This is a genomic window from Burkholderia sp. AU45251, from assembly GCF_030482905.1.
In the GTDB taxonomy this organism is placed as follows: Bacteria; Pseudomonadota; Gammaproteobacteria; order Burkholderiales; family Burkholderiaceae; genus Burkholderia; species Burkholderia aenigmatica.
In genome coordinates, this window is the sequence record NZ_JAUJQH010000002.1 from 380,957 (window position 1) to 407,600 (window position 26,644).

Genomic DNA, 26,644 nt, shown 5'->3' on the forward strand with positions numbered 1-26,644 from the left:
ACCCTCGGGCTACGACAATTTCAACTTTGCTCGTAAAACGTAACCTGGATGCAACGTGTAGGGAAAGATGTCGAACGCGTCTCGGTACCCCGCGAGATCCACGGCCGCCGCCCCTGTTTTAACAGCCTTGCAGCTTGATTCAGTCCGACGCGCGGTTCGAACGCGACGCATGTATATCCGAAAGCGTGCACGGGATATTCGGACCCGGCTCCAGACCAGGAGCAACTTTCCCGTCGGCGTCCGCTCCGACCACCATTTACGCGTCTTTGAGCCAGGGCATTTCCACGGGTGACACGACCAGTTGCCGGAATTCGCGTTTCAGATCGAAGATGAACCCAACCAGGATCATGGATTCGGCGTAAGGAATCGGAAAAACATGCGGATTTTCCGGACTGCGCAGCGGGCGCTCGGGCGTATCCGCAGTCGCGGCGGCGTTCTCGCGAACGCTTTCCAGTTCGTCGGCCATGGCCGGGTCGCCGGCTTTCAGCACGCGGCTACGCAGGTCGCTGAAGGGCTCGATGCGCGCAGCATCTTCATGGTATTCAGGCACTTCATAAACGAACCAGGACATTTTCGTCTCCTATGAGAAGGGGCGCTATTCTAACGCCGCGCGAGGATCCACCGAAAATCGGCCATGGTGTGCGATGGCCTCGGCGCTGCGAGGCAGTCTACCAGCGGCGATCCTCGTAGATCTCCTGGCCACGAGTCCGACTCGTTCGCTTCAGAGTTAAGTCTGGTGCGGCGCAAGAGTGATAGGTATCAACCCCGTTAAAAATGTTGATCATAGGTATTATGTCAAATCATGTTTTGGCGCTGCCGACGCCCCCACAAATGTTTGCTCACGAACAAGGAGACTCTAAATTCTAGGTGGTGAACATGGATCATGTTTTTCATGGCGAGTGATCCTCCACACTATCCTCGTCAGGTCGAGGCGATCCGTTCGGACTCTTGTTCGCGATGGTGGTAAAGCATATTTCATCCCCATCAGGATGGCACTCCACGATCTGCTCCAGGTTTGATTATCAGAAAATCATCCATAATTTGACTCCTGCATTTATTCGCGAAGTCATTGGCAAGTATTTTGTCTTCGAGAAAATTCTTCAATTGGGATTCGGTTATTTCATAATATTCCTCGTAATCAATCGTGCCATTGCTAACTGGAATCGATAGATAGTGCACGCCTGAGTCAAGTTCAACTCCTATCGAGTATCTATCTTCCGAGGAGAAATAAATATCATTGAATTTCATGCGTACGCTTCAGCTGGTGTCAATTTGATTTTCTGTGCATTTAAATGGGGATATTATGCCCGCAATTTATCATTAAGAATCGAAACTCTATTCATGTGACGGGCACCTGAAATCTCGAAGCACGATCCCTCTGACGAACTTACACACCCGAACGGTTTCATGGGCCCCAGTGCTCAAATGCATTTCACCACTCAACTAGGCATGCGCATCAGGCACTCGCGCAGACGCTTGACAAGGTCTGGATCGTTGACGCAATCGACAGGTCGAATTCCGTCGAGTGCCGGCACATTCGAATCGATCCATTTTTTGGCCGATTTCGGGCCGGCCACCCAATAGATTGTATAAGCAAGATCAATGTGGCCGTTGAGATCGGCAGCCAACTCCTTGACTTCCGGGAGATCGATGTATTTGGAAAATAAACTTGAGAACCTTTCCCAGGATTCGTTTCCTCCGTAGTATTGCTCGAGTTCAATCATTGGAATCCTCCAAATGAAATTGGATCGGTACCACACGAGTGGCGGGCGAATGGCGCCAAAATTCCATCGTATCCATTCTGGCTTACCCAAACACTTGGTTGATGAGTGAAATCGTCACGATCCCCAGCGGTGTCTTTCAGGGAGGCCGGGACATCCATCTCTTCTCGAGTCCGCGACCGATGCCACGTCAGCCGCCAACCGCTCTCGCCTCCCGCCGTAACAAGCACGTTATATTCTCCTCCCAGGCAATGCAAAGCAACACGCGTCGCATCGACAGACGACACCCCGTCATCGCCGTATTTCCGACGCGCCTCTTCACCCCGGGAGACCGAGAAAAATGGACCACGCGCAGTACTTCAGCCAAAGTTCGATTCAGGCCGCGAACCTTCGTCTGCATTACCTGACGCAGTTACTGCGTGAGCAGACAGGCTCGATCGTCCAGTACGGCATCCTCCGGGGCCTACCCATCGGCGTCAGCCATTGGGCGGAAGTCGCGGTGGGCGGCTACCTGCTCGGCACCTACGAGATCGCCGTTTGCGCGATTCTCGAAGCGCTCGGATCGCCCGAAAAGGTGCTGGTCGACCTGGGGGCCGCCGACGGGATTTTCGGCATCGGCCTGGTTCGGAACAACGTCTTCGCCCGCAGCGTGTGTTTTGAAATGGACGAGCAGCGCCGCCAGGCCATCCAGCATCGGGCCGCGGAGATGGGGCTGGCGGACCGGGTCGCCGTGTTCGGCCAGGCCGATCGCAACCTGCCCGTCATCCTGGCGGAGCACGGCGGCGATCCGGCCGAACGGGTCATCCTGTGCGATATCGAGGGTGCGGAGTTCGAGCTGTTCGACAATGCGCTGCTGGAACAGCTTTCCGGCAGCCAGGTCATCATCGAAATCCACGATTTCCTGCTTGCCGACCCGGAGCAAGCCGCACGCGCGTTCGACGAATTGAGCCAGCGCGCCGGCGAGCATTTCCACGTGTACGAGATTCGCGACGGCTTGCGGGACATTCGCAACATCCCGTTGCTGCGCCACTGGTCGGACTGGGACGCATGGCTGATGTGCGTCGAGGCGCGTTACCGGATGATGCGATGGATCTGGCTCGAGCCGAAAAGCCAGCCGCGGCGTACCGGTCATGACATCGACCGGCTGATCCTCGACTATCAACGCCGGATTTTCACCGCCTGATGCACGCGAACGGGCGTGCATCGGAACACGGCGCGCCCGGTTGCCACGACATCACACGTACCGCAGAGGTGTCTTTGATTTTTGTGCCGTTCTCCCGTTACGGACACCTGGGGCTGTAGCGGGGCTCACTTGCGGCCCCATATCATTCTCTTTTTGAATCAGCCGCTTGCCGACTACTGATTTCGATGACGACGTCATGCCAGAATTTTCCACTTTCAACTGGGACAGTTTTGCGGGCCAGGGTCACTGGCCAGATCATCAATACAAGCTCAAACCGAATTCATCTTTTCAGCCATGCAAAGAAATTGCGGTCGAATAGTCACCCCGACAGACCGTATGGATGACCAAACAACCAGTGAAAATGTAAGCAGACCCTGGCAGCGGTCAACAAGCTGAATGGCCGGGAATCGCCACGACTCGCCCGTTCAAAGGCAGCGGCAAGCCGGGATACACATTGAAGTCCTCAACCGGCTGACCATCCACGGTCGCCCCCTTCACCGTGAACCGTACCGTGCCTGTTGCCGTGAGGCGCGCCGCACCGGGCGCCGTGCACGTCACGGACAGTGCCTCGCGTTCGTTTTCCGGCATCTGGCGAACGAGTCCGCTGAATCCCACGCTGATCACAACACTGCCGGCGGTCGCAGTCGTCCGCTCTGCCTGCATCCTGACCACCGGCTTCACGTTCAGCCGATACACGGTTTCCGATGCGACCGGGCGCAAGGGTTTCAACGTGATGGTTTTGGTCTGCCCGGGCGCGAGACTAAACCGGAATGGAAATGCGTACAGCGCCGGATGCGCGCTATCGCCGACCTCCTCCAGCCTTTCGTCCTTCAGGGGAACACCGGGGTTGAGCAGGCGCGACAGCGAAATCTCGACATACTCCGGGTGCCAGCCATTGTTGACCACCCGGGCAAACACGGTTCGGTCGCGAACGACCGCCTCCTTCGGTATCAGATCGATCGCGCCCGCAACCGGCAGCGGCATCGACAGGCATGCGATCGCTATCGCGAGCGCCCTCACACCGATCGTAGCGTGAGACATATCACGGCCCCTTCACCACCGGTTCGAACGTGAGCGACAGAACACCGCTGTAGATGCCGACGGTGCTCTTGAAATCGCCGGCCGGCGGTAGAGCAGATACCTTCAGTGTGTAATAGCCGATCGAATCGGTATTGGGGGCGCTCGGCGCGGGGTTCGTGAACGGCTTGCTTTGGCCGACCGCGAGCGGTATCGGTGCGCCGTTTGCCCCCGCCAGCGTGACGGTCGGCGGCTGAAACGCCAGACTGCCGTTCGCCTGATTGAGAATCTGCAGCGGCGTATCCATGCGAACCTGAAACGTACCGCTGGACGAGGTCACGCGCAACCCGGCCGCCACCTCGTAGGGCGAATTCCGGGCGCCGGCCTGCTGCATTTTCAGCTGTCCGTCGCCGAACCACCCGCCCTGGTTGTCCGTTACCTCGAACGTGTCGCGTGACGCAACGGTCGCCGTGATCGTGCTTGAGGTCTTGCCGTACAAAATGACCAGCGGATTGACCTGCGACGCCGCCACGAGGGGGAGCAAGGCCGACGCGATCAGCACGCACTTCGCCAAGTAATATTTCATACGGAATCCTACGATTTTGTAATGACCGTGAATGTCAGCACATCACTGTAGCTGCCGGCCTTGACGTCATCACTCACGGACGTCGAGAAGGTTGGGATAAAACAATTGCTTGGTCCGTCGCCGAGTGGAACCGAGGTACTGCTGTCGTTCGGCAGCATCGTAGGGGGGGCCACCATGTCGGCTCTGGTTAAGGTGATCCCGTACGGCACCGTCTGCGTGGTGTCTGCCAGATTCTTGAGCAGATAGCGGTTGCCGACCCGGCCGTTTTCGTTATGTGCATCGATAACGACTCGCGCATTCTTGATATTGATATCCCCGAGCACGTTGGTTGTTCTAAAACAAAGCTGCTCCGCGGGAGCGGTAAACACTTTCTCGTTGTTGCCACGCGGCAACTCACCCAGGTTCCAGTCGGGCGCCGTCACCGTGAGCTCGATCTGCGGCCGTGGCGGTGGCGGGGTGACGATTGGATCCGCTATAAGCGTGCACCCTCCAGTCGTATCTGCACTGACATACGCGCCCCCTGTGATTTCAGCTATGTCAAACTCGTTTGTGACGTCTGCCGCGCGGATGGACACGGCTGGCCATTCGGCGATTTTCGCCTTCTGTATTCTGGCCGTCACGGTCGCAGCAAATGGGCGCCACTCTACCCAAGGCGTCTTGGGGAGAGACGTCGGGGGGAACTGTCGATTCGTATATATCGCATACTCTGGGAGGGTTGACTCCCTGTTGGTAGATCCCACCCCGTTCAACCAAACGGAATCGGCCACAAAAGTGTTCTGTTTCGGGGTTCCTGTTTTGTCATAGGAATAGAACATTACCCCTCGTGCCTGGAAAACCATTGGCCCTCCCGTTCCGTTGATGTTAGGCATATAGTCATAGTTAATCGTCACGCCAACAGTGACGGTGCCGTCGCCGTTGTCTTTCCACGAGCACTGACTGTATCCGCTGCTTACATGGGCAACGCCCATATGCCCCACGTCTGCGGAAGCCGACCTTATGACGAGCAACAACAGCACCAGCTTGCCCCATGACACGACGCTGTCACAAGTGCGATCCATAGGTTTTCCCCTCGCTTAATTTCCACTGAGCTGCTAAATCACGATGCCGTAACCCACGGTGATGAACACCGGCGCGGGTATATGGCCTGCGACGCCGCGATCAGCACGCGATTTGCCATGCGTTGTTTCATACGGAATCCTATGATTTTGTAACGACCGTGAATGTCAGAACATCACTGTAATTGCCGCCCTTTACGTCATTGCCTACTGACGTCGAGAAGGTTGGGATGAAGCAATTTCGCCCAGCGATGAGCGGGACCGAGATACTGCTGTCGTTCGGCAACATCGTCGCGGTGCCTGTAGCGGCGTTGGACAGCTTGATCCAGTACGGCACCGCCTGGGTAGCATCGGCCGCGTTTTTTAACAGATAGTTGACGCCGACCTTGCCGTTTTGGTTATCCGCTCTGATGACGAACCGCACGGTATCGATACCATCGGCCGCGCCCATGGTTTCAAAACAAAGCAGGCTCGCAGGATCGGTGAACATTTTCTGGCTGTCGCCGCGCGGCAGTTCACCGAGGTCCCAGTCTGGCGCAGTCACCTTGAGCACGAGCGTGTCCAGCGGTGGTGGCGGCGGGGGCTTTACGGTTGGATCGAGATACGTGCATCCCCCAGTCCTGTCTGTCGTGACATAGGCTGCCCCCGTGATTTCGCCAACGTCATTGCCGCTTGTGTAGTTTGCTGCGCGAATGGAGACGCCTGGCCAATCGCCAATTCTCGTCTTGGATATCGTTACCGTCACGTTCGCAGTGAACGGGCGTCCGTCCGTCCACGGAGCCTGATTCAGATTCTCGTAGATCGCGTAGTTACCGGGTTGCGATGCGGTGCCATACTTTACTCCGTTCATCGTCACGGAACTGGCCGCCAGACTGCTCGATTGAATGTTTCCGTTTTTATCGTAGAGATAGATCTGTATCCCTCGCGAGTAAAAATAGGCATTCCCGCCATTGCCAGAGGTGGCCACATCCTTGGATGAAGCCTGGTTGAAACCGATCGTCACGCCGAGCGTGACGGTTCCGTTGCCGTTATCGGTCCACGAGCACTGGCTGTAGCCGTTGCTCACGGGGCCCGTTTCGAGAACCCACGCGCTTGCGCATGCCGACCGTATCAGGAGCAACAACAGCAGCACGAGCCTGCCCCACGGCACGACGCTCCATTTTTTGCCAAACGCGTAACCCATCGTTTTTCCCTCGTCTAATTTCCACTCAGCTGATAAATCACGACGCCGTAACCCACGGTGATGAACACCGGAGCGGGCATATCGCCTGTCGGTGGTGCGTCGATGCTGATGCGCTCTCTGGGCCGAAACGTCACGCGCCACACCTGCGTGTGTGGCGGCGTATGGAGTTCCTTCAGCGTCATCCGGTACTTCTGCCCCGGGGACAGCGCGAGACGATCGGGAACGATCAGCAACCCGGGCGACGCGACGTTGCCGACCGGTACCCGGCGCTCGGGCATCTGCCCCGGATTGGCCACCCATTCCTGCAGCACGTCGAGGTACAGCGACGTGTCCCCGACGTTTTCGACGATCAACTCGCCGCGCGGCTTGCCGGGTTCCAGCGTCAGTTCGGTGCGCGACAGCTTCAGCACGCCCGCGGCCATGCTGGTCGTGCAGCCCAGTGCGACGAGCAGGCCCGGCACCCATCGCTGCCAGCGCGTCATTGCGGGCATTCCAGCGTCTGGGGCTTGCCGTCTACGCTCAGCGTCATGCGCGTGGTATCGAAGTGCTGCGGCGTTCCGGGATACAAGGACACGGATCGCGGCGGCTGCCCGTTTTGCCAGGAGACATCCGTGAACGCTTCGCGCACGTTGCCGGTGTTCTCCAGTGTCAGCCCGTGCTGCTCGCAACGATGGGTCCAGCCCGAGCGCTGCTTGCCGGGCGGAGGCATGTGATGAACCAGCACGCCATAGCCGATGGAGACCGACATCGGCGCGGTAATCTTGTCTTTTGGCGCATCGACCACTTTCAGTGACCTGACCGGCACGACGTAAAGCCGGTATACCGCTTCGCTTTCCGGTTCCGCCAACGAGGTGAGCGTGATCTCACGCGTCTGGTTGGGGCCCAGCGTCACCTTGTCCGGGCTCGCGAGCACGCCCGGATGATCGAGTTCGCCCAGGTCGACCTTCTTTTCCGGCCGGATGCCGGGGTTCATGACCTTCTGCAAGAAGATGGACAGATAGAGCGGCGCGTCACCCGCGTTCTTCACCGTGACCTTTTGATCGTAGTGGTGGAAAACGCGGGTCGTGGCCGGCATGACCATGAGTTCGCCTTCGGCCCGGGCCTGCAGGGCAGCCGTGAGCAGCAGCCCTGCCAGGATGATCGCGGTGTGTTTGGGTTTGAAATGCATGTCGTCCGTTCGTTTTTTCGAATCACTGGATATCAAGCGGCTTGCAGGGGAAGTCGTTGCCCGCCTCCGTCTTCAGGTCGCACGCGTACTGGCGCCCGTTTCCGTCGACCGTGATGCGGCCGAGCAGCTTCTTGCTGACGATGGAGAACAGGCCGTTTCGATGGACCGTGTCGCCGGTCTCGACGATCTTGCCGCTGACCGGCTTTCCTTCGGTATCCTTGAGGAATCCGCTGTAGATCATGTTGATGTCGACCCTCGCCTTGGCCGAATACACCTGCCCTGGGTGGGCTCGCACGATGTTCGCCGGTACTTCGACGTTCATGTCGAATTGCTCGCTGCTGCTCAGCACGCGCGCGAACGGCACGTCGCTATAGGCATTGAGCGGAACCGCATACCGGCTGTTGCCGCCGACAGGACTCCCTTCGACCATGAAACCGTAGTGCGTGCCGGGCAGGTCCGGCGTGGTCAACAGCATCGCGCTGCCGCTTCCGCTGTAGCGGCCGAAGGCAATCCCGTCCTGGTTCGCGGCGACCATGCCGCGATAGTTGAAGGCGAGGTTGCCGGCCGTGTTGTCCTGCCCCAGGTTCAATGTCGCGTCGCCGCGGGTCCCGGAGCGGCTCGCGTACGCGTTCACCGCGTAATTCGACGCGACGCGGCTGCCCGTGACCCCGACGCTCGTCGTGCCGAAGCTGTCCTGGAAATCCTTGCGGTAATCGCCGCTCACCTGCAACTGTCCGCCGGCATTGGCCACGTTGAAGCTCGCCTGGGTCTTCTCGAGCATGATGGTCATGTTGAAATACACGCCGAACCCGTTGTCGTTGCGGGTAAAGCTGCCTTTCTGAACCCCGAGCGCATAGGTGGTCCACAATCCGTTCGGCCGATAGTTCGAGCGAAACTCGAGCTGTTGCGTCGTGCCGAAATCCGACTTGCGGAAGTTGTAGCCGACGGTCATCCCCCGCCCCACATTGCGGCTGTAGGACACGCTGGTGCTTGGCGTACCCCGATAGAGCCGCGATACGTCATTGCGCAGGTAGACGCTGGCCGCCAGGTTGCCGAGCATGTCGCTTGCCATCGAGAGGTTGGCGTAGCCGCCGACCGCTCGCTCCCCGCCGAGCACGCCGATCGTCGGCGTGAGGTCGAGTGCGCCCAGTTTCATGGGCCGTGTCGCATTGGCCTCGAACGCCCAGTTCCCGCCATGACCGGCGAGCACGGAGGCATTCAGGTAGAACTGCTTGAAATTGTGGCTCAGTGCGCCTTCCAGCAGCGCACCGCCCTCGCCCATTTCCCGGCCGGCGGTGATACGCCACATATTGCCGCCCCCCGCGGCGGCGAAGTTGACGTTGTTGACATCGCGGGTTTCGGATCGAATCACATTGCCGTTGCGATCGACCAGGCGAATCTCGACCGGGTAATAGCCGCCGGGAAGATCGGCAAAGCTGATTTCGTTGCGGCCGAGAACAGCGGGCCGCCTCATGATCAGCCGGCCGTTGCGATAGAACTCGTAATTGCCTTCCGCGCTCGCGTAGAGAATCAACGAGCCCGCATTGCGTTCGCCCTGCAGGTTGCCCTGGCTGCCGATGGTGACAAACTGGTCGAAACTCGGCGAGAGCAGCGTGCTGACCGATCCCGACGTGTAGTCGATGTTGTCCTGGCGGCCGGCCCGGATGTAGGTGCCGGCGAAATTCTTCTGCAGGTAATACGTCGATACGTCCGCCATGCCGCTGCCGGCGCCACGCGAATCGGTGTGGTTCGCATACCAGTTGACGTAGCCGAAGCTGCGCGACGGCAGGCCGACCCAGCTCGCGCCGTTCACATTGAGCGAGCGATAACCGTTGGTGGACGCGCGGAAGTCCACCGACTGGTTGTGGACGATGCCCAGCGTCGTGGCCGGTTCGAGATAATCGTCCCGCGAGTCGCGGATCGAAATCGATCGCCTCAGCTTGTCGACTGAAACGTAGTAGCCGTCGATCTCGACGTCGCAGCCGTTGCTGCATTGTTTGTAGTCAATCCTGGAAATGACCCGCCGGATCGTATTGACGTCGTCGGGTGAAATACCGTTCGCGGCGTATTTGACGGAATCGAAATCAAGCGCGGCTTCCGTCGACGAGTAGCGGATGAACCCGGGCAGCGTTTTGCCATTGAACGTCCCGACGAAATTCGCGCTGCCATCCATTTCGACGGCATTGAATCCGTCGGGGACGCCATACGTTACCTTGACTTCCGCCAAAGCGTGCGACGAAAGGATTGCAGCCAAGCTTAACCACATCGGATTAAACTTGAATGGAGCTTGACAAGAGGCCACGCTACGAATTCCCCGGACGATAAATTATATTTTTTAAATTGAAATGAATAAGAAACGCGAGACGAGGCGCCGGTCGAGTGTTCAAGTCACACGCCGACGTGTCGAAACCGATAATCCTCGGAAGACTTTTCTTGAAATGGCGACATCGCAGGCACGACTATCCGGCACCAGGTTGTCCGGGATAGCCGTGCACAAACAACGGATCGGGTGTCAGACGACCAGACGCATCGAAACAGCCGGCCGTCGGTGCGGCGTGAACCCGCCAGCCCGTATCGGCGCTTCTGCGAGAAAAGCGCCGATACGACACATCCGTTACGGCGTCGGCTCGAACAGCATCACGAGGTCGCCGCTGTAGCTGCCGTTGCGGCTTTCGCCGGCGGGCACCGTCGGGCTATCGACACCGATTTTCAGGTCATACGTCTGGTCGAACGTACCGGCGTCGGCGCCCGGGGTCGTCTGCGTGACTTTGGCGGTGCCTTTCGAGAAATCCTTGTCGCCCAGCACGACCGACGGGTTGAGCATCATGTGCTTGCCGCTCGTCATTTGCAGCGGCTGAGCGAGCGAGACATTGAAATCCGCCTTCGTCGAATAGACACGGACCTGCAGCGTCTTGCTGAAATGGTTCTGGTGGTAGTCATCGGCATTCAGTTCTTCCGTCGAGTACCAGGTCGAACCGTCCGGCTTCGAGACGAAAATGGCGTCGTTGATTTGCGCGGTCAGCGTGATCGTCTTCGATACCGGATCGGCGTGGGCCGCACCGACGAGAGTGGCGCCCATGCACAGCGCCAGAACGATTTTGGTTGCATTCATTTTTTAAAACCCCGAAAAATTAATTGTAAAAAACAAGAAAGCGTGAACTTAAAGTATTTCTTCAATCCCTCCGATAACAAAACAAGACGAAATAATTTGTCCGCCTTTAATCCGGCTTGCCATGAGGGGCAATTTCCCGGTCGGCCCATTTCTCGACTGGTAAATATTGTTATTTTATTTAATTCTATTATTTGCCGTCATTATCGGAGGTGAGGTGAAAATGCGAAATGAGACTAATCTGATTGCAGCGCCGATGTATCTGATATGCGGAGTTGATATGCATGGGACACGGGAAGATGCGCAAGGTAAGACGACGCGCTTCGGGTGTGATCTGCCATGGAAAGTCTGGGCCGCAATGAGGGCGGGCACTTCTGAGTGAGGTTCCCGATGTGATCGGTAGCGGGGGGCAACGAAAGCGGCTGCCGGCTCACAGCCATCCACCACCCTGCTTTCCGCCAGACGGGTTCGATCAGATTTATCTGAATCGAATTGAGATATTTCCCGTCCAATTTAGGATGTGTCTCATGGCAGTGGGACGCTGAGTCCACGGATCATGTTCTCTTTTGGACATTGCCTCGCCGTGCAAAACTCTCCCCCTCCCGACAGCGACATCCGGATCGCGCATCACCATTCGCTTCCTGGGCCAACCTCCGGCGAAATCGATCAAGGCCTCGCCAGCAACGCGTTCAGCCCTTACTACCAGCCCATCTTCCGTCTGCTGGACGGTTGCATTTGTGGTGCCGAAGTCCTGGCACGCTGGCCCCATCCTCGGTTGGGGCTGCTGACACCCGTCAGCTTCCTGCCGTTGCTGGAGGCTCATCGCCACGCCGACGCACTGTTGGCACGGCTGTTCGCACGGATGTTCGAACAAGGTCTCGCCTTGCAGCAGGAATTGATGATGAGACGGGCGCCGCCCGTTCGCCTTGCATTCAACGTCCAGCTCGGCCAGATCGCGGGCGCGACCTTCGTTGACGACATTCGCGAGGCGTTGGCGAAGACCGGTTTGCCGGCGGCAGGACTCACGTTCGAAGTGATCGAGAGCGGCCCTGGGCTTGCACCCGCGCAACTTGCCCCGCTCCTTGCGAACATGGAGCGGCTGCGCAGCATGGGCTGTGGCCTGGCCATGGACGACCTGGGTCAGGGCCATTCGTCGCTAGCTCGCCTGTGCCGGTATCCATTCAGTCAGTTGAAGCTGGACGCCGTCTTCGTCCGCGCACTCGACCATAGCAGCACGAGTCGCGCCGTGGTGCGGGCAGCGCTATCCCTGGCGCGCGAGCTGGGCATCGAACTGGTCGCCGAGGGGATCGAAACGGACACACAGCGCCGGTGCCTGATCGACATGGGGTGCGAGGTGGGCCAAGGCTTCTTGCTGGCACCTCCATTGCCGCACGACAAACTTGTGGCACACCTGCGTCGCGACGATACGACCGCTCTATCGGCCAGCTTATTGGCCAGCTGACACACGCCTGCCTTCGGCGCGTCGCGACACGTCAACGACGCGCGTCCTTCATCACGATTCCGAGCGATGTCCACTTTCCGCGCCCTGCTTTTACGCGTATTGCTTGCCTGCGTCCTGGCGACGCTGACGACCGATGCGTGGACACAACGCGCGGACGGTGTGCAAAAGCCGCTGGATAGCCAGCTCCAGCTCGAAAGCCCCGCGGTCCCGCTGTCGGCGCGAGACCGGGACTGGCTTCGGGAAAAGCACACCCTGGCGATCGGCGTGACGGCCCCTGGTGTACCGCCGCTCGATATGCTCCACGGCACGGAATTCGAAGGCATCACCGCCGACGTGATCGCCCTGATGCGGCAGCAACTGGGCGTGGATGCCGAGATCCGCGTCTTCCCCGACCGCGAGCAGGCATTGCATGCGCTCGAGGGCGGGCGGATCGACCTGCTGGCCAGCACCAGTCGCGCCGATCTGCCTCGCCGGTCGCTCGTCGTGAGCCGTCCCTATGCGTCGGACCAGCCGTCGTTGTTCAGGCGCCAGGGTGACGACCGGCGCCTGCCCGCCGACATGGCGGGCCTGACCGTCGCCATGCCGCAGGACTACCTGCGCGACCTGAGTACGATGCTGCACGCGCGTCATCCGCGCGCGCGGTTCGTGCGCTATCCGTCCCGCGATCAGGCCATGGCGGCGCTCGCTTTCGGCAACGCCGACCTGTACCTGGGCGATCCGCTCTCCGCGTCGTTGCTGATCAACCGCAGCTTCTTCAACTACGTCCGGTTCGAGCGCTTCTATTCGCCCGCCCCGGGCGGGTTCGGGTTCGGCTTCGCCATGCGACGGGACGGTACGCCGCTTGCACGCATCGTCGACGCCGCCATCGCGTCGCTTGGCCAGGCGCGGCTCGACCGCATCGCCAAGCGATGGACCGGCGAAAGCGTCATACTGCCGGGCGAGCGCGTGAGCCTCGATACCCACGAACAGCGCTGGGCCATGCGCCACCCGGTGGTCAGGGTGATGGTCAACGACGACTTCGCGCCCATTGCCTTCTTCGATGCCGGCGGGCATTTCAACGGTGTGGTCGCCGACCTGCTGCAGCTGATTTCGCTGCGCACCGGGTTGCGATTCAAGGTCGAGCGCGCAGGCAGCTTCGATAGCCTGACCCGGTCGCTGACTGCCGACCAGGCCGACCTCACCGTGCTCGTCCCGAGCATCGAGCGGGAGGATCGCCTGCGTTTCACGCGCTCGTTCCTCGCGACCTCCTTCGTCCTGATCGCGCGCACGTCGGCGCCGGTGACGGCCGACACCCTCGCCGACATGCCGGGCAAGCGCGTGGCGATCGCCAAGGGGCACATTGCCGCCGAACGGGTCCGCGCCCGCTATCCGAAGGCCCGGATCACCGAGACGTCGACCGGGCTCGATGCGTTGCGCATGGTGGCCGATGGCAAGGCCGATGCCGCGGTGCTGTCGCTGATCACGGCGCGCTACTACATCGCACGGCTCTACGAAGGCAAGCTGTCCGTCAGCGGCATGATCGCGGACGACAGCGCACCGCTTACGTTCGCGATGCGGCGCGGCGACACCGAACTGCAGTCGATCCTGAACAAGGCGCTCCAGGCCTATGCGCCGTACGAACTGCAGGCCATTGCCAACCGCTGGCGCCCCAACGCCGCGATGACGGGGCAGACTTGGCGCGACTACCGCCAGACCATTGTCGCGATCGTTGCCAGCGCCGTGGCGCTGATGACGCTCTTCGCGGTCTGGGTCGCCAACTTGCGCCGACAGATCCGCCAGCGCCTGCGCGCGGAGCGCGCGCTGTCCGACCAGTTGCAGTTCATGCGGACCTTCACCGACGGGTTGCCGGACCCCGTCTATGTACGCGATACCGAGGGCCGGCTGCTGTCCTTCAATCGCCGCTACGAAGCGGTGCTCGGCATCACGGCGCACGACGCGCTGGGCAAGACCGCGGCCGCGTTGCCGGCGGGACTGTTCGAAGCTGCCCCCGACGTTCAGGCCTGCTATCTGCGCGCCATCGCCGAGGACAAGCCGCTGCGCCGCGAGCTGGCCGTCAACCTGCGTGGCGAGCAGCGCTGGATCGACCATTGGGTGCAACCGTTCCGTGATGCGTCCGGCGCGATGAAGGGCGTCGTCTGCGGCTGGCAGGACATCACCAGGCAACGGCACATCATCGACGAACTCATGACGGCCCGCAGCCAGGCCGACCAGGCAAGCCGCGCCAAGACGACCTTCCTGGCCACCATGAGCCACGAGATCCGCACCCCGATGAGTGCGGTGATCGGCACGCTGGAATTGGCGCTGCGACACGCGCGCAACGGCGTGTTCGACTATGCCGCGATCGAGACCGCCCACACGGCGGCCAACGGCCTGCTCACGCTGATCAGCGACATCCTGGACATCGTTCGCATCGAGTCGGGCCACCTGAGCCTGACACCGACGCGGGCGAAGCTGCGCGATCTGGCCGAGTCCGTGGCACGCGTCTTCGAGGGACCGGCGCGGCAGAACGGCATTGCGCTGGCGCTGGAAATGGATTCGAGCCTCAACGCCGACGTGCTCGTCGACCCGATGCGCTTCAAGCAGATCCTGTCCAACCTCGTCAGCAACGCGGTCAAGTTCACCGAGCGCGGCTTCGTGCGTATCCGGCTCGGCGGCACCCCCGCCGGCCTGGAGCAGATGCGTGTGTCGCTGTCGGTGGAAGATAGCGGCATCGGCATCGCCGAGGCCGACCAACGGAATCTGTTCCGCCCGTTCTCGCAGGTCAATCCCTCCCGCAAGACCGGTGCGCAGGTGAGCGGCGCGGGTCTGGGCCTGGCGATCTGCCAGTCGCTGTGCGAGATGATGGGCGGCACGCTGGCGCTGCGCAGCGCGGAGGGCAAGGGTACCCGGGTCGACGTGACGCTCATGCTCAACGTGCTGCCACCCAGCCACGGCGCCGACACCGACGCCGGTACCGTCATCGCGTCGCCCATACAGTCACATGCCGGCAGCCTGCGCGTGCTGGTGGTGGACGATCATGGCGTCAACCGCCTGCTGCTGTGCCAGCAACTCGCGTTCCTCGGCCATCAGGCCATCGCCGCCAAGGACGGGCGCCAGGCCCTGCGGGCATGGCGTGCCGACCCGTTCGACATCGTCGTCACCGACCGTCACATGCCCGGCATGAACGGCTCGGCCCTGGCGCGTGCGATCCGCCGCGAGGAAGCCGGGCGCGCGCTTGCACCCTGCCTGATCCTGGGCCTGACTGCGGACGCGCGCAAGGACGAGATCGCCGACAGCCTCGCGGCCGGCATGGATGACTGCCTGATCAAGCCGGTTGGCCTCGATGACCTCGACAAGGCACTGCGCGCCCGGCGGCCCGGCGCGGAAGACGCGAATCGCACGGTTGCCGAGCTGATGCAGATGTCCGACGGCAATCCGGAGATGACGCGCCGGCTGATCGACGAGATGCTGCGGGCCAACGCCCAGGATCGGGCGTCGCTGGCGGTACTCGGCGACGCCCTCGACCTACCGGGGCTCGCCGTCGTCGCGCACCGCCTCAAAGGTGCCGCCGAGATACTGAAGGCCGACGCGCTGGCGAACTCATGCTCGCAGTTGCGTGTCGCGTGTCGCGTGCCCGAGGTGTCGGCCCTGCACGTGCGCGCCGCCATCGCGGCGGTCCGGACGCAGATCGACACCCTCGACGATGTGCTCGGTCAACTCCGGTCAACCCTGCCCGTTATCTGACGCGGCGAGCGTCCCGACGGCGCCAAGCGATCAGGCGATGCCGTTGCGCTTCGCGAATTCGACGAGGGCGACGAAGTTCGGTACGTTGAGCTTGCTCATCAGGCGCACGCGATAGGTGCTCACGGTCTTGTGGCTGAGCATCAGGTCCTTGGCGATCTCTTGGTTGCGCATGCCGCGAGCGAGCATGCGCAGCACGGAGACCTCGCGATCGGTCAGGCCGGCCAGCACATGTTCTTCGCTGGCACTGACGCCGCTCTCCTGCAGTTGAAGCAGCGTGCTTTCCGGGAAATAGGTATAGCCCGACAGGACGGCGCGGGCCGCGCCGACCATTTCGGCCAGGTTATCGTCCTTGCAGACAAAACCGGCTGCACCCGCCTGCAGGCAGCGCATCGCGTTGTAAGCATTGCTCGACGTAAGAACGAGAATCTTGACGTTTTGTCCGGTGGCTTTCAGGTGCGAGATCACCGCGAAGCCGTCGATCTTCGGGATCGCGAGGTCGAGGATCAGCAGGTCGGGGGCGTGCTCGCGCACCGCCTGGATGCAGGCGGTGCCGCTGTCGCATTCGGCAACGACGCTGTACCCCTCCTTCTCGAGCATCAGACGCACGCCGAGGCGGACCACCGGATGATCGTCAACGATAATGATTCGGCTCATTTTTTTTGGACTCCTTCCTATATTCTTAACTGTGCGAACAGCACCATGGCCAACCCGTTTTCCCTGTCGCTCGGCACACGAGACTTTGCCCCCGGCTCCACTTCTACAAGCGCATCACCGCCGACTCGATTCGCACGACCAGCGTCCGCAGTGCCTGATTACCGGCCAGCGGTGCGCCGTCGGCCAGCGCCTCCTGCTGTCTGCTGCAGGCGTTTGCCAGCACCTGGCCGCCAACCACCGACAGTCCGCCATGCATACGATGCAGCAGGGCTCGCACTTGCGCCGGATCGTCGCGGTGAATAGAAGCTCGAACGGCATCGAGGTCTTCGCGCATCGTAGACAGGAATACCTCGCGCATGAGTGCCGGCACCTTCAGCCCGTCGGCGGACGGTGCATGAACGGCGCGCACGTCCGGCGCGTACCCGCCCTTGCGTTGCACGCAGCCGTGCTCGATCGCGTTCGTCGTTTCCGGCCGTACAGCGATTACCGAGCCATTTGCGCGTGCCACCTTGCACAATTTTTCGTGCAGCGTCTGCAAACGCATCGGCTTGGTCAGCCACGCGTTCATGCCCGCGGCGAGGCAGCGCTCGCCCTCGTCGCGCATGGCGTTGGCGGTCACGCCGATGATGGGCAGCGCGGCATCCTGCTCGCGCAAGGCGCTCGCGAGTCGATAGCCATCCAGCACCGGCATGTTTACGTCGGTGAGCACCACGTCGCACGGGCTGGATCGCTGAGCGTGCAACGCCTCTTCGCCGTTGGCCGCCACCGTTACCGTGCAGCCCAGTTGCTCGAGCTGGGCCGTCAGCAGCATGCGGTTGATCGGATTGTCCTCGGCTACCAGCACACGCAGGCCGAGCGGTTGCCACGCCGGCGCAGGCACATCGTCTTCGTCGGCCGACCAGGCACTGCCCGCGGCCACGGCCAGTGCCTCCAGCACGCCCGCCCGGCAGTGCAGGTTGACCTGCCAGCCCTCGGCGCACGGCTGCGGCCGGAGTGCCGCGTCGTGCGTGGCTCGCACGCGAACGCCCCGCCACGTCATCGGCGGCAGCCATTCGGGCAGCAGCTCCAGCAGCAGGTCCGTATCGTCCGCTGCCCCGTCTCCTGCGCCCGGCGGCACGGCAACGGCATGCCCGCCCTGCTTCGCGAGCCAGCGGCAAACGCTATCGGTCAGCTCCGGCGTGGGGGCGCGCACGTAGATGGTCTGGCCGGGCGACGGCGTCCCGGCGGGTGCCGTGTCCGCCAGCGGCAGGTCCAGCGTGACGCTGAAATTGAACTGGCTGCCGAGGCCGGGCACGCTGGCCACGTCGAGCGCGCCGCCCATCAACCGGCACAGGCGCCAGCAGATCGACAGTCCGAGCCCCGTGCCGCCGACCTGCGGGCGACCGTCCTCGACCTGATAGAACGGCTCGAACAGCCGCGCCTGTTGCGCCTTCGACATGCCGGCGCCGGTGTCCACCACCTCCCATTGCAATCGGACCTCGCGCTTCGCGTCGTCTGCATCGTCGTGTACCCGGCGCAGACGCAGCACCACACGACCGGCGCTGGTGAACTTGATCGCGTTACCGACAAGGTTGCCGAGGATCTGGCGAATACGCGTGCTGTCGCCGATCACCCGTGCCGGCACGTCGGTATCGATGCAGCCGTACAACTGCAGACCCTTCTCGTGCGCCCTGGCCGCGTAGCTGCGCAAGGTTTCGTCCGCCACGTCTTGCGGACAAAAGGCCTCGGCTTCGAGCGGCATCTGGTCGGCCTCGATCTTGGAGATGTCGAGGATGTCGCTGATCAACTGCAGCAGGATGTCGGCCGAGTGACCGATGGTCCGGACGTAACCTTGCTGGCATACATTCAGCTGCGTCAGGCCGAGCAGCTCGAGCGTGCTGACCACACCGTACAGCGGGGTACGGATCTCGTGGCTCATGGTCGCAAGAAAGCGGCTCTTCGCCTCGTTGGCGGCGTCCGCCGCCGCGCTGGCGCGCCGCAGCGCGGACTCCGCCACGCGGTGGGCGGTGATGTCGTGGAACGCGCACAGCAGCACGCTGGCGCCCTGGTATTGCGTGGGCGCGTAACGCGCGTGCAGGAACAACGGACCGACGACCGCGCAGGCCTCGCCGGAAACCGGTTCGCCGTCCTCGAACATGTGCCAGTGGCGCGTCAGGGTCCTGATGTCGTCGGGGCCGCCCAGCCATTCGGTCGCCAGCGCATTTTGCGTGACGACCTTGCGCCCCCCGTCGCCAAGCACGCACAACGCAACCGGGGCGGTCTGGATGATGGCGTGATTGAATGCATGGCTTTCCTGCAGTGCCTGATGCGCGTCGCTGGCCGGCGTGACGACGTGCTGACGGTACCAGCGCGTGAGGAGCCAGCCCGATCCGAGGACGGTCAGCAGCGCCAGCAGCAGCTTGGCGAGGGACCAGTACCCGTCCAGGATCAGTTGCTGATACGGGATGTGATAGACCGCCTGCCAGCCCCGTCCGGTGCCGCCGGTGCGCTTGACGATGAGCCCATCGGCCAGCAGATGGATGCCGTTCGCATACTGCCGGACGTAATCGCCGTCGCCCAACAGGACCTGGCCGTCGGGACCGGCCAGATCGATCGATGGAACGGCCGTCACGCCCAGCTCCCGGCCGATACTCTCCAGATCCAGCACGACCGCCGCGACGATGCGACGCGGCGAGTCGTCTTGCCACCACATGCTCTCCGGCACGGTATCGTAGACGTACGCCAGCAGTTTCGGCGTCGTGCCGCGGACGAAGTCGCCGCCTTTGCGCCAGTGGACCTCCGGCATGCCGGGCGCCGGCGGATCGTCGTGCAACCGATCGCGGATGCCCTTGAGCACGCGCAGCATGCCTTCGCGCGCCGGGATCGGCTGGTTCGGCCGGGCATCCATGGCCGGCACCGCCATGCCGGCCGGGCTGTCCAGGTCGATCATCAGCATCTGCGGGGCGGGGTATCGAGAACCGCTCCAGAAGCCCGAGTAGAAGCTGGTCGAGAGCACGCCGAGCTGGAATTGCCGCGCGCGCGCCTCGGATGTCAACGGTACGGAAGGGCCGCCGGGCAGCGCCAGCGCGAACTTTTGCGAAAAGACGAACTGCTGCCCCTCATAGACATCCACGTCGCCGTGGGGCATGACCTGAAGCAAAGCCAGGTCCACGCGCGGCTGCCGGCGCTCCGTCTGCGAGGCCGATTGCGGCGCCGGCTTGGTGGCACGGACGTACTGGAGCAGAAAGCGCTCATGCTCGACGATATTCCCGATGAGCCGCTCGAAGTGGCGATCGATCTTCGCCTGCTCCACCTGCAACACGCGGGATACGGCCCAATAGGTCGTGCCGAGGAAAAAGAACGCGAGGACGATGACGACCAGCAGGCCGACGTTCAGCCGCTGCGCGCTCTGCGCCAGTTTCTGGACATTGGTACTTCGAATACTTTGCATGGGCACCGCCTCTGATCACGTGCCCTTTCGCCCGCAAACACTCATTACAAACGGGCAATTGTAACATATTTGTAAGGTTCATGATCTGCCGTCAAGTCCGTCGCTCGTGACTCGCGAGAACAGTTTCGCGTCTCCAGACACACTGGGCTGACGTGGCGGCCGCCGATGACCGGGCAAATCGCGGCGGTTGCAAGCCGGTTTGCTCGATGAGCCATCGGTTCGTTCGCGATGCCGTCGCCTCGCGGCGATGCCACGCCCAAGGTCGGGAGTGGATGTGTTCGTAGACGATTCAGGCAGGCCAGCGAATTGTCGGCGGCACGGAATGTCTGCGGCATCCATGCCGATTCGCTGCACTCACGCTTCTGCGCTCCAACCCGTTTGAAGGTTCACGCCGAAGAATATTGATTGAATGATCAGTGGGTCGGGATTCCGGGTCAATGAGACGGATCCTGGTGCAAGCGGGAAATATCTCAATTTTTCCGGAACAAGTCTGATGGCGGCTCGTTGGGTCTGGACGGTTCAGTTAACGTCAGCTCGAAAAACAAGGCGTTCTTGGCAATTCCACCGACTGTTTATGCAAGCGTTCCTCACTACGCGCCACGCCGCTTCCACGAGATCGTGCCCGCACTGCACGTCGGCAACATGGTCGTCATCAAGCCGTCGGAGTACGCCAGCATCGGCACGCTGAAGATGGTGCGCTTGATGAACGAGGTACCGTGGCTCACGGCTGCTGGCCGTGAGATGGTTGACGGCGGAACCCGGCTCAGAATAGTATGTGCGCATACTATTTAGAAAAAAAGGAGCGGGCATGTGGACAGTTGAGGTTACAGGCGAATGTGCCGCGACACCGGCACGGGTCTTCAGCGTTCTGGCGGAGCCGGAGAAGTGGTCGGAATGGAACGAAGGTGTCCTGAGAATCGAGATGCACGGGGCGTTTCAGGCTGGCACGACTGCTGTGATGGTTCTGCCGGACTCGACGAGGTTGCCGTTCCGCTTCGCGTGGGTTGAGGCTGACAAGGGCTTCGAGGATGTCACCGAAGTACCTGACGCTGGCGTGGTTGTTCGCGTTCGTCACGAACTGTCGCCGACCGAGCGCGGCACGCTGATCACGTATCGCTGCGAAGTCGATGGACCCGAGCCGGTAGCCGGGACTGTGGGTGCGGCTGTCACTGCTGACTTCGCAGACGTGATCGCTGCCCTTGGCTTGCGGGCGGAGCAGCTGGGTGAGTGAATCCCGTCACCCTGGCGAAAGTCCCGGACTTCTGCTGTGGCGAGCGACGCTGGGCTGGCAGCGTCGTATTACTGCAGCGCTGAGGCCGTTTGGGCTGACGCACGTTCAATTCGTCCTGCTGACCAGTACCTGGTGGATTACACGCGTTGCCGGGGAGACGCCAAGTCAGCGCCGCATTGCCGAGCACGCCAATACCGACCCGATGATGACCTCGCAGGTCCTCCGCGTACTCGCCGAGCGGGCGCTGCTGACGCGAACGCCTGATCCATCTGATTCGCGAGCGCAGATCATCGACATCACGCCCGCGGGCGCAGACCTCGCCGTTCGGGCGGTGAAGGTTGTCGAAGATACGGATCGTGCCTTCTTTGAAGTCATTGAGGACCAACAGGCGCTGATAGCCGTGCTAAAAGCGCTGGGTCGATGATTCATGCCAATGCGGCGCTTTGGTCTCGTACCGCTAAACGTCCTTTATTTACGGTTTTCTCAAGCGCCCCCTTACCCACCTCGACTTTGCGCCGGCCCGATTGCACGCCAAAACACGTCGAACCGCTCGCACCATGTGCGACGACGGCTGGGCGCATCCGCATCCTTGCGTCGAGAGATCGCCTGTCGTGAATCGATGCGCATGCCGCGGCGCGAACGCGCCGGTCTCTTCCGGCTAATGCACGATGCGTCAGTGCGGTCCGCCGTGCTTGAGTCCCGCTGCATCGAGCTGCCTGAGCTTCGCGTACAGCGTGGTGCGCGAAATACCCAGCTGCCGCGCGGCGGCCGACACATTGCCGTCGTGCTCGTCGAGCGCCCGGCGGATTGCATCGAGCGACTGCTCGTGCAGGCTGGCCTGCGGACTGGCAGCCGGCGTCGTGCCGCAGACGTCGGCTGCGTATTCGAGCGTATCGGACTGGCGCGGCGTCGTCGCCCGATCGAGCGGCGCGCGCACGGTGCGCACCCAAACGTGACTGCCGTCGTCGCGCGCGATCCGCTGCGGCGTGCGCGACGGTGTCAGCAAACGACGCTGTTGCGCCGGCGTCGCGCCGGGGAACAACTGCCGAACCTCGCACGCGCCGATCGGCCCGGACGGCGCGAGATCGAGCATCTGGCGCGCCAGGCGGCTCACCGCGCGCACGCAGCCTGTTTCGTCGAGTGCGACGACGCCGGCGAGCGGCGTGCCGAGCCAGCGCGGATCGTATTGCACCTGCAGCAGATGGCAGTCGCGCAGCATCGCATACAGCCGCTGCTCGGCGGACAGCGCCGCATGGCGGAACTGTTCATGCAACTGCACGACATTGCGCCGCCCGATGCCGGTGATGTCGAGCGCGCCGATCACCTCGCCGTCGAAGCCGACCAGCGGCACCGCGAGACAGAAGACCCGCGAAAGTTCGTCAAGATAGTGCTGGGCGCCCGCGACGACCGCCTCCGCACCGTCGTGAATCACGCAGCTCGGCGCGGTCGTGCCGATGTTCGGCTCGACGATCCGGCGCCCGGCAACGATCGGCGTCAGCAGCGCTTCGTCGCAATGCGGGCTGCGTCGCACATGGACGACCGTGCCGTGCGGATCGACGCAGAAGATCGTCCAGTCGCTGCCGCCGAACGCGGCCCACAGCGATTCGATTTCCTGCGCGACGCAGCGGTACAGCCGCCGGCCGGCGCGCGAGTCATCGAGCTCGCCGAGCATTTCGTAGTGGGCGGTTTGCCACGGCAGGAGCCCGGCGTCACGCGAACGCAGCCACGAGCGCGCGACGCTGGCCGGCAATGCCGTCTCCGGCAGCGGCTCACCCGCCGCGAAGCGGGCGCGGAGCCGGTCGAGGTCGACGGGCCGTGAAAAGGAGTCGGAGGCCATCTTCACGCTGCGTTCCATATGGGGTCGAATGTCCGGGCCGGGCGTACCGGCCCGGCGTGTCGCGCGAATTCGCAATATAGCCCAGGGTCCGAAGCAGCGTGTTTTCCACGGGGGTGCCGCCGCGTGTGGGCGACTCGGGGTCGCCCATGGCGGCGGCGCCCCGCGCTCAATGCGGCAAACGCAGGATCGGCTTGAGCGTCAGGCCGTTGCTGCTGTCCTCCGCTGCCTGGTTGATCTGCTCGAGCGGGTAGAACTTCACTAGGCGGTCAAACGGAAACCGCCCTTGCAGATGGAGCTGCACGAGCTGCGGAATGAACGTCTGCGGCACGCTATCGCCTTCGACGATACCGCGGATCGTGTGGCCGCCGAGCAGCAGGCTGTTCACGTCGAATTCGGCCTTCGTGCCGAGCTTCGGCGCGCCCACCACGCCCATCGTGCCGCGCGAGCCGAGCGCGTCGATCCCTTGCGACAGCACGGCCGGCAATCCGGTCGATTCGAGCGCGAAGTCGACGCCGCCGCCGGTGATCTCGCGAATCGCGTCGGCGACGTTGATTTCCTTGCTGTTGAGCGCGTGCGTCGCGCCGAGCTCCAGGGCCAGCGCGAGCCGCGACGGGACGATGTCGACGGCGATGATGGTGCTGGCGCCCGCAATGCGCGCGGCCATCACGGCGCTCATGCCGACCGCGCCGGCGCCGAAACTCGCGAAGCTGCTGCCCGGGCGCACCGCGAGCGAATGAATCACCGCGCCGGCGCCGGTCTGGATCCCGCAGCCGAGCGGCCCGAGCAGTTCGAGCGGCGCCTCCGTCGGCACCTTGATCGCATTGTTCTCGCGTGCGAGCGCATAGCTCGCGAACGACGACTGCGCGAAGAAATGATCGTGCAGCGGCTGTCCGGATGCGTCACGGATCGCGGTCTGTCCGTCGGCGTCGGCGCCGCCGAAATTCAGCGGAAAGAACTGCCGGCAGTACGCGCCGTGACCGCCGACGCACGACGTGCAGTGGCCGCACGCGCCGTAGGTGAGCACGACGTGATCGCCCGCGGCGAGCGTCTTCACGTTCGGGCCGACCGCCTCGACCACGCCGGCGCCCTCGTGACCGAGCACGGCCGGCAGCGGCACCGGGTAGTACTGGTCGCGCACGATCAGGTCGGTGTGGCACAGGCCCGTCGCGACGACGCGCACCAGCACCTCGTCGCCGCGCGGCGCACGGATCCGGGCGGATTCGATCGAGAAGCGCGCGCCGGCTGCGCGCGCGACGGCTGCGGTCATCACGCGTGTATCGTTTTCGGTGTACATGGTCGGTCTCCTTGTCAAAGCGGGTACAGCGGCGCTTCACCCTTGATCGTCAGCCACTGCCACTGCGTGAATTCTTCCCAGTTCGCGCTGCCGCCGATGCTCGATCCGTTGCCCGATGCGCCGACGCCGCCGAACGGATTGATCACTTCATCGTTGACCGTCTGGTCGTTGATGTGCAACAGCCCGGTGTTCAACTGCTCGCCGATCCTGAGCGCGCGACCGACGTCGGCGGACAGGATCGCCATCGACAGCCCGTATTCGCTCCGGTTCGCGAGCGCGATGGCATCCTCGTCGGTATCGAACGGCACGACGACCGCGACCGGCCCGAAGATCTCGTTGTCGAACGCCGGATTGCCCGGCGCGACGCCGGTCAGCACGGTCGGCTCGAAGAACAGGTCGCGATGGCCGCCGCCCGTCTCCACGCGTGCGCCGGCACGGCGGGCCGCGTCGACCAGGCTCGCCGCATGGTCGCGCTGCGCGGCATTGATCAGCGGGCCGAGGCCGACGTCCGCGGTCGCGGGGTCTCCCACCCGCAGACTTTGCGCCTTCTCGACGAGCTTCGCGACGAAGCGGTCGTGAATCTTGCGCTGCACGAGCACGCGGCCGGTCGCCATGCAGATCTGGCCCTGGTGCAGGTACGCGCCCCATGCGGTGTTGGCGACGGCGCGCTCGAGATCGGCGTCGTCGAGCACGATCAGCGAGTTCTTGCCGCCGAGTTCGAGCGATACCTTCTTCAGGTGGCGGCCCGCCGCTTCGCCGACCTTGCGTCCGGCCGCGGTGGAGCCGGTGAACTGAATCATCGCGACGTGCGGATCGGCGACCAGCGCCGCACCGGCCGCGCCATCGCCGGGCAGCACGTGCAGCACGCCTTCCGGCAAGCCAGCGAGCTCGAACACGCGGGCGATCGCGACACCGCCGCTCACGGCAGTACGCGGATCGGGCTTCAGCACGACTGCGTTGCCGAGCGCGAGCGCCGGCGCGACCGCGCGCATCGCGAGGTACAACGGGAAGTTGAATGGCGAGATCACGCCGACCACGCCGCGCGGGCGGCGGCGCGCGAGCGACAGCCGGCCCGCCGCCGACGGCAGCACTTCGCCGGCCGCGCGAGAGGGCAGCCCGGCCGCTTCGTGCAGTGCCTTGATCGTGATGGACGTCTCGAACGCCGCTTTCGCGCGCGTCGAGCCGCTTTCGCGCACGAGCCAGTCGACGATCGCATCAAAGTGCGTTTCCGCGACGGCTGCCGCGCGGCGCAGAACGGCCGCGCGTTCGTCGTACGGCAGGCCGATCCACGCGCGCTGCGCGCGATGCGCGGCCACCGCCGCGTCGGCCACGGCCGCACCGTCCGCGACGCCGATGCGGCCGAGCGTGTTGCCGGTCGCGGGTTCGATCACGTCGGCCACGTGCGGGCTGGCGTGCCAGCGCCCGTTGAAGGTGTTGCCGTGCCAGAGGGCGGCGTCGAACAGTGCCGTGTTGTTGCTGCTATCCATGTACGCTCCTGAAGAAATCGCGACCCGCCGAATCGGGATCGTGATCGCCCCGACCGGCATCCGCGCGACGGTAGGCGACCGGGAGGACGCGGCGCTATCCGGGTTTGTTCCCACCCGCCGCACCCGCGCCGGTCGGTGGGGCGAGGCATCGACGTGTACGGAAACTGAACACTCTGGTACGCCGCGCGAAGGGCGTGTCGACTCCACACTCACGGCCCATGCCAAAGCGGCTCTGGCGGCAGTCAAGGGCGACCGGACGCGGGTCGACCCGACGCACCGATCGATGTGCATCCAAACCCGATCACGGAATGGGAAAGGTCGTTGCGGGCGTGCGCTGTCGACGTGTCCGGCACCGCCGGCCCGAAGTCGAACGAGCCGTCGGCGGAGGTGAGGCCCCGGCAAGCCTGGGGAACGATTTTTTAAGCGGCCTGCTCAACGTCGGATCGGCAAGCGCGTTGCCGGACTGGTCCGGCACTTCGCGGGTAGCGAATGCGACCCATCCGA

22 protein-coding genes are annotated in these 26,644 nt (G+C 62.9%); 5 read left to right on the forward strand and 17 right to left on the reverse strand.

Annotation, left to right across the window (positions count from 1 at the left end):
• Window positions 1-256: 256 nt before the first annotated feature.
• From QZM67_RS08435 to QZM67_RS08445, 3 genes are all read right to left on the reverse strand, one after another.
• Complete coding sequence (locus tag QZM67_RS08435) at window positions 257-571, reverse strand: hypothetical protein (protein ID WP_043183771.1); 315 nt, start codon at window positions 569-571, stop codon at window positions 257-259.
• A gap of 413 nt (window positions 572-984) precedes the next feature.
• Window positions 985-1,248, reverse strand: coding sequence for a hypothetical protein (locus QZM67_RS08440; RefSeq protein WP_301801806.1), 264 nt, complete (start codon window positions 1,246-1,248; stop codon window positions 985-987).
• A 191-nt stretch (window positions 1,249-1,439) separates the two neighbouring features.
• Window positions 1,440-1,724 carry a hypothetical protein gene (locus QZM67_RS08445; RefSeq protein ID WP_301801808.1) on the reverse strand — a complete coding sequence of 95 codons (285 nt, stop codon included), beginning with the start codon at window positions 1,722-1,724 and terminating at the stop codon, window positions 1,440-1,442.
• Window positions 1,725-2,061: 337 nt separating this feature from the next.
• Between QZM67_RS08445 and QZM67_RS08450 the strand changes: the two genes are divergently transcribed.
• Window positions 2,062-2,904, forward strand: coding sequence for a hypothetical protein (locus QZM67_RS08450; protein ID WP_301801810.1), 843 nt, complete (start codon window positions 2,062-2,064; stop codon window positions 2,902-2,904).
• 384 nt (window positions 2,905-3,288) lie between these two features.
• On the opposite strand, the gene QZM67_RS08455 is transcribed toward QZM67_RS08450, so the two are convergent.
• The 8 genes from QZM67_RS08455 to QZM67_RS08490 form a co-directional block, all read right to left on the reverse strand.
• A complete protein-coding gene (locus QZM67_RS08455) occupies window positions 3,289-3,945 on the reverse strand; it encodes a hypothetical protein (protein ID WP_301801812.1) in 657 nt (218 codons plus the stop codon).
• Window position 3,946: 1 nt separating this feature from the next.
• Window positions 3,947-4,483: a hypothetical protein gene (locus QZM67_RS08460; RefSeq protein WP_301801815.1), complete on the reverse strand. Its 537-nt coding sequence runs from the start codon at window positions 4,481-4,483 to the stop codon at window positions 3,947-3,949.
• Between the two features lie 32 nt (window positions 4,484-4,515).
• Window positions 4,516-5,565: a hypothetical protein gene (locus QZM67_RS08465; RefSeq protein ID WP_301801817.1), complete on the reverse strand. Its 1,050-nt coding sequence runs from the start codon at window positions 5,563-5,565 to the stop codon at window positions 4,516-4,518.
• Between the two features lie 139 nt (window positions 5,566-5,704).
• Complete coding sequence (locus tag QZM67_RS08470) at window positions 5,705-6,745, reverse strand: hypothetical protein (protein ID WP_301801819.1); 1,041 nt, start codon at window positions 6,743-6,745, stop codon at window positions 5,705-5,707.
• Between the two features lie 14 nt (window positions 6,746-6,759).
• Entirely contained in the window at window positions 6,760-7,236 is a 477-nt protein-coding gene (locus tag QZM67_RS08475; protein WP_301801821.1) for a hypothetical protein, read from the reverse strand.
• Window positions 7,224-7,913, reverse strand: a complete 690-nt coding sequence (locus tag QZM67_RS08480) for a pilus assembly protein (protein WP_301801822.1) — start codon at window positions 7,911-7,913, stop codon at window positions 7,224-7,226. Before QZM67_RS08480 ends, QZM67_RS08475 begins: the two co-directional genes overlap by 13 nt.
• 22 nt (window positions 7,914-7,935) lie before the next feature.
• Window positions 7,936-10,086 (reverse strand): TcfC E-set like domain-containing protein, encoded by a 2,151-nt coding sequence (locus QZM67_RS08485; RefSeq protein ID WP_301802202.1) that lies wholly within the window; start codon window positions 10,084-10,086, stop codon window positions 7,936-7,938.
• A 441-nt stretch (window positions 10,087-10,527) separates the two neighbouring features.
• Entirely contained in the window at window positions 10,528-11,025 is a 498-nt protein-coding gene (locus QZM67_RS08490) for a CS1 type fimbrial major subunit (protein WP_301801823.1), read from the reverse strand.
• Between the two features lie 553 nt (window positions 11,026-11,578).
• Here QZM67_RS08490 and QZM67_RS08495 point away from each other — a divergent pair.
• Window positions 11,579-12,484, forward strand: coding sequence for an EAL domain-containing protein (locus QZM67_RS08495; protein ID WP_301801824.1), 906 nt, complete (start codon window positions 11,579-11,581; stop codon window positions 12,482-12,484).
• A gap of 66 nt (window positions 12,485-12,550) precedes the next feature.
• The gene (locus QZM67_RS08500) at window positions 12,551-16,207 is read left to right on the forward strand and encodes a transporter substrate-binding domain-containing protein (protein WP_301801825.1); all 3,657 of its coding nucleotides are present in this window, start codon (window positions 12,551-12,553) and stop codon (window positions 16,205-16,207) included.
• A 30-nt stretch (window positions 16,208-16,237) separates the two neighbouring features.
• Here QZM67_RS08500 and QZM67_RS08505 read toward each other — a convergent pair whose 3' ends face one another.
• The 3 genes from QZM67_RS08505 to QZM67_RS08515 all read right to left on the reverse strand — a co-directional run bounded on the left by QZM67_RS08505 (window position 16,238) and on the right by QZM67_RS08515 (window position 21,016).
• A complete protein-coding gene (locus QZM67_RS08505) occupies window positions 16,238-16,861 on the reverse strand; it encodes a response regulator transcription factor (protein WP_175025568.1) in 624 nt (207 codons plus the stop codon).
• Window positions 16,862-16,964: 103 nt separating this feature from the next.
• The gene (locus QZM67_RS08510) at window positions 16,965-20,291 is read right to left on the reverse strand and encodes a hybrid sensor histidine kinase/response regulator (RefSeq protein WP_301801828.1); all 3,327 of its coding nucleotides are present in this window, start codon (window positions 20,289-20,291) and stop codon (window positions 16,965-16,967) included.
• A 590-nt stretch (window positions 20,292-20,881) separates the two neighbouring features.
• Window positions 20,882-21,016, reverse strand: a complete 135-nt coding sequence (locus tag QZM67_RS08515) for a hypothetical protein (protein WP_301801830.1) — start codon at window positions 21,014-21,016, stop codon at window positions 20,882-20,884.
• An 83-nt stretch (window positions 21,017-21,099) separates the two neighbouring features.
• On the opposite strand from QZM67_RS08515, the gene QZM67_RS08520 reads away from it, so the two are divergent.
• Window positions 21,100-21,522, forward strand: coding sequence for an SRPBCC family protein (locus QZM67_RS08520; RefSeq protein WP_301801833.1), 423 nt, complete (start codon window positions 21,100-21,102; stop codon window positions 21,520-21,522).
• Window positions 21,515-21,946 (forward strand): MarR family winged helix-turn-helix transcriptional regulator, encoded by a 432-nt coding sequence (locus QZM67_RS08525; RefSeq protein WP_301801835.1) that lies wholly within the window; start codon window positions 21,515-21,517, stop codon window positions 21,944-21,946. The genes QZM67_RS08520 and QZM67_RS08525 overlap by 8 nt, the downstream gene beginning before the upstream one ends.
• 249 nt (window positions 21,947-22,195) lie before the next feature.
• On the opposite strand, the gene QZM67_RS08530 is transcribed toward QZM67_RS08525, so the two are convergent.
• The 3 genes from QZM67_RS08530 to QZM67_RS08540 form a co-directional block, all read right to left on the reverse strand.
• Window positions 22,196-23,359, reverse strand: coding sequence for a helix-turn-helix domain-containing protein (locus QZM67_RS08530; protein ID WP_301802203.1), 1,164 nt, complete (start codon window positions 23,357-23,359; stop codon window positions 22,196-22,198).
• Window positions 23,360-23,525: 166 nt separating this feature from the next.
• Window positions 23,526-24,653, reverse strand: a complete 1,128-nt coding sequence (locus tag QZM67_RS08535) for an NAD(P)-dependent alcohol dehydrogenase (protein ID WP_301801837.1) — start codon at window positions 24,651-24,653, stop codon at window positions 23,526-23,528.
• Between the two features lie 14 nt (window positions 24,654-24,667).
• Window positions 24,668-26,140, reverse strand: a complete 1,473-nt coding sequence (locus tag QZM67_RS08540) for a benzaldehyde dehydrogenase (RefSeq protein WP_301801839.1) — start codon at window positions 26,138-26,140, stop codon at window positions 24,668-24,670.
• Window positions 26,141-26,644 lie beyond the last annotated feature (504 nt).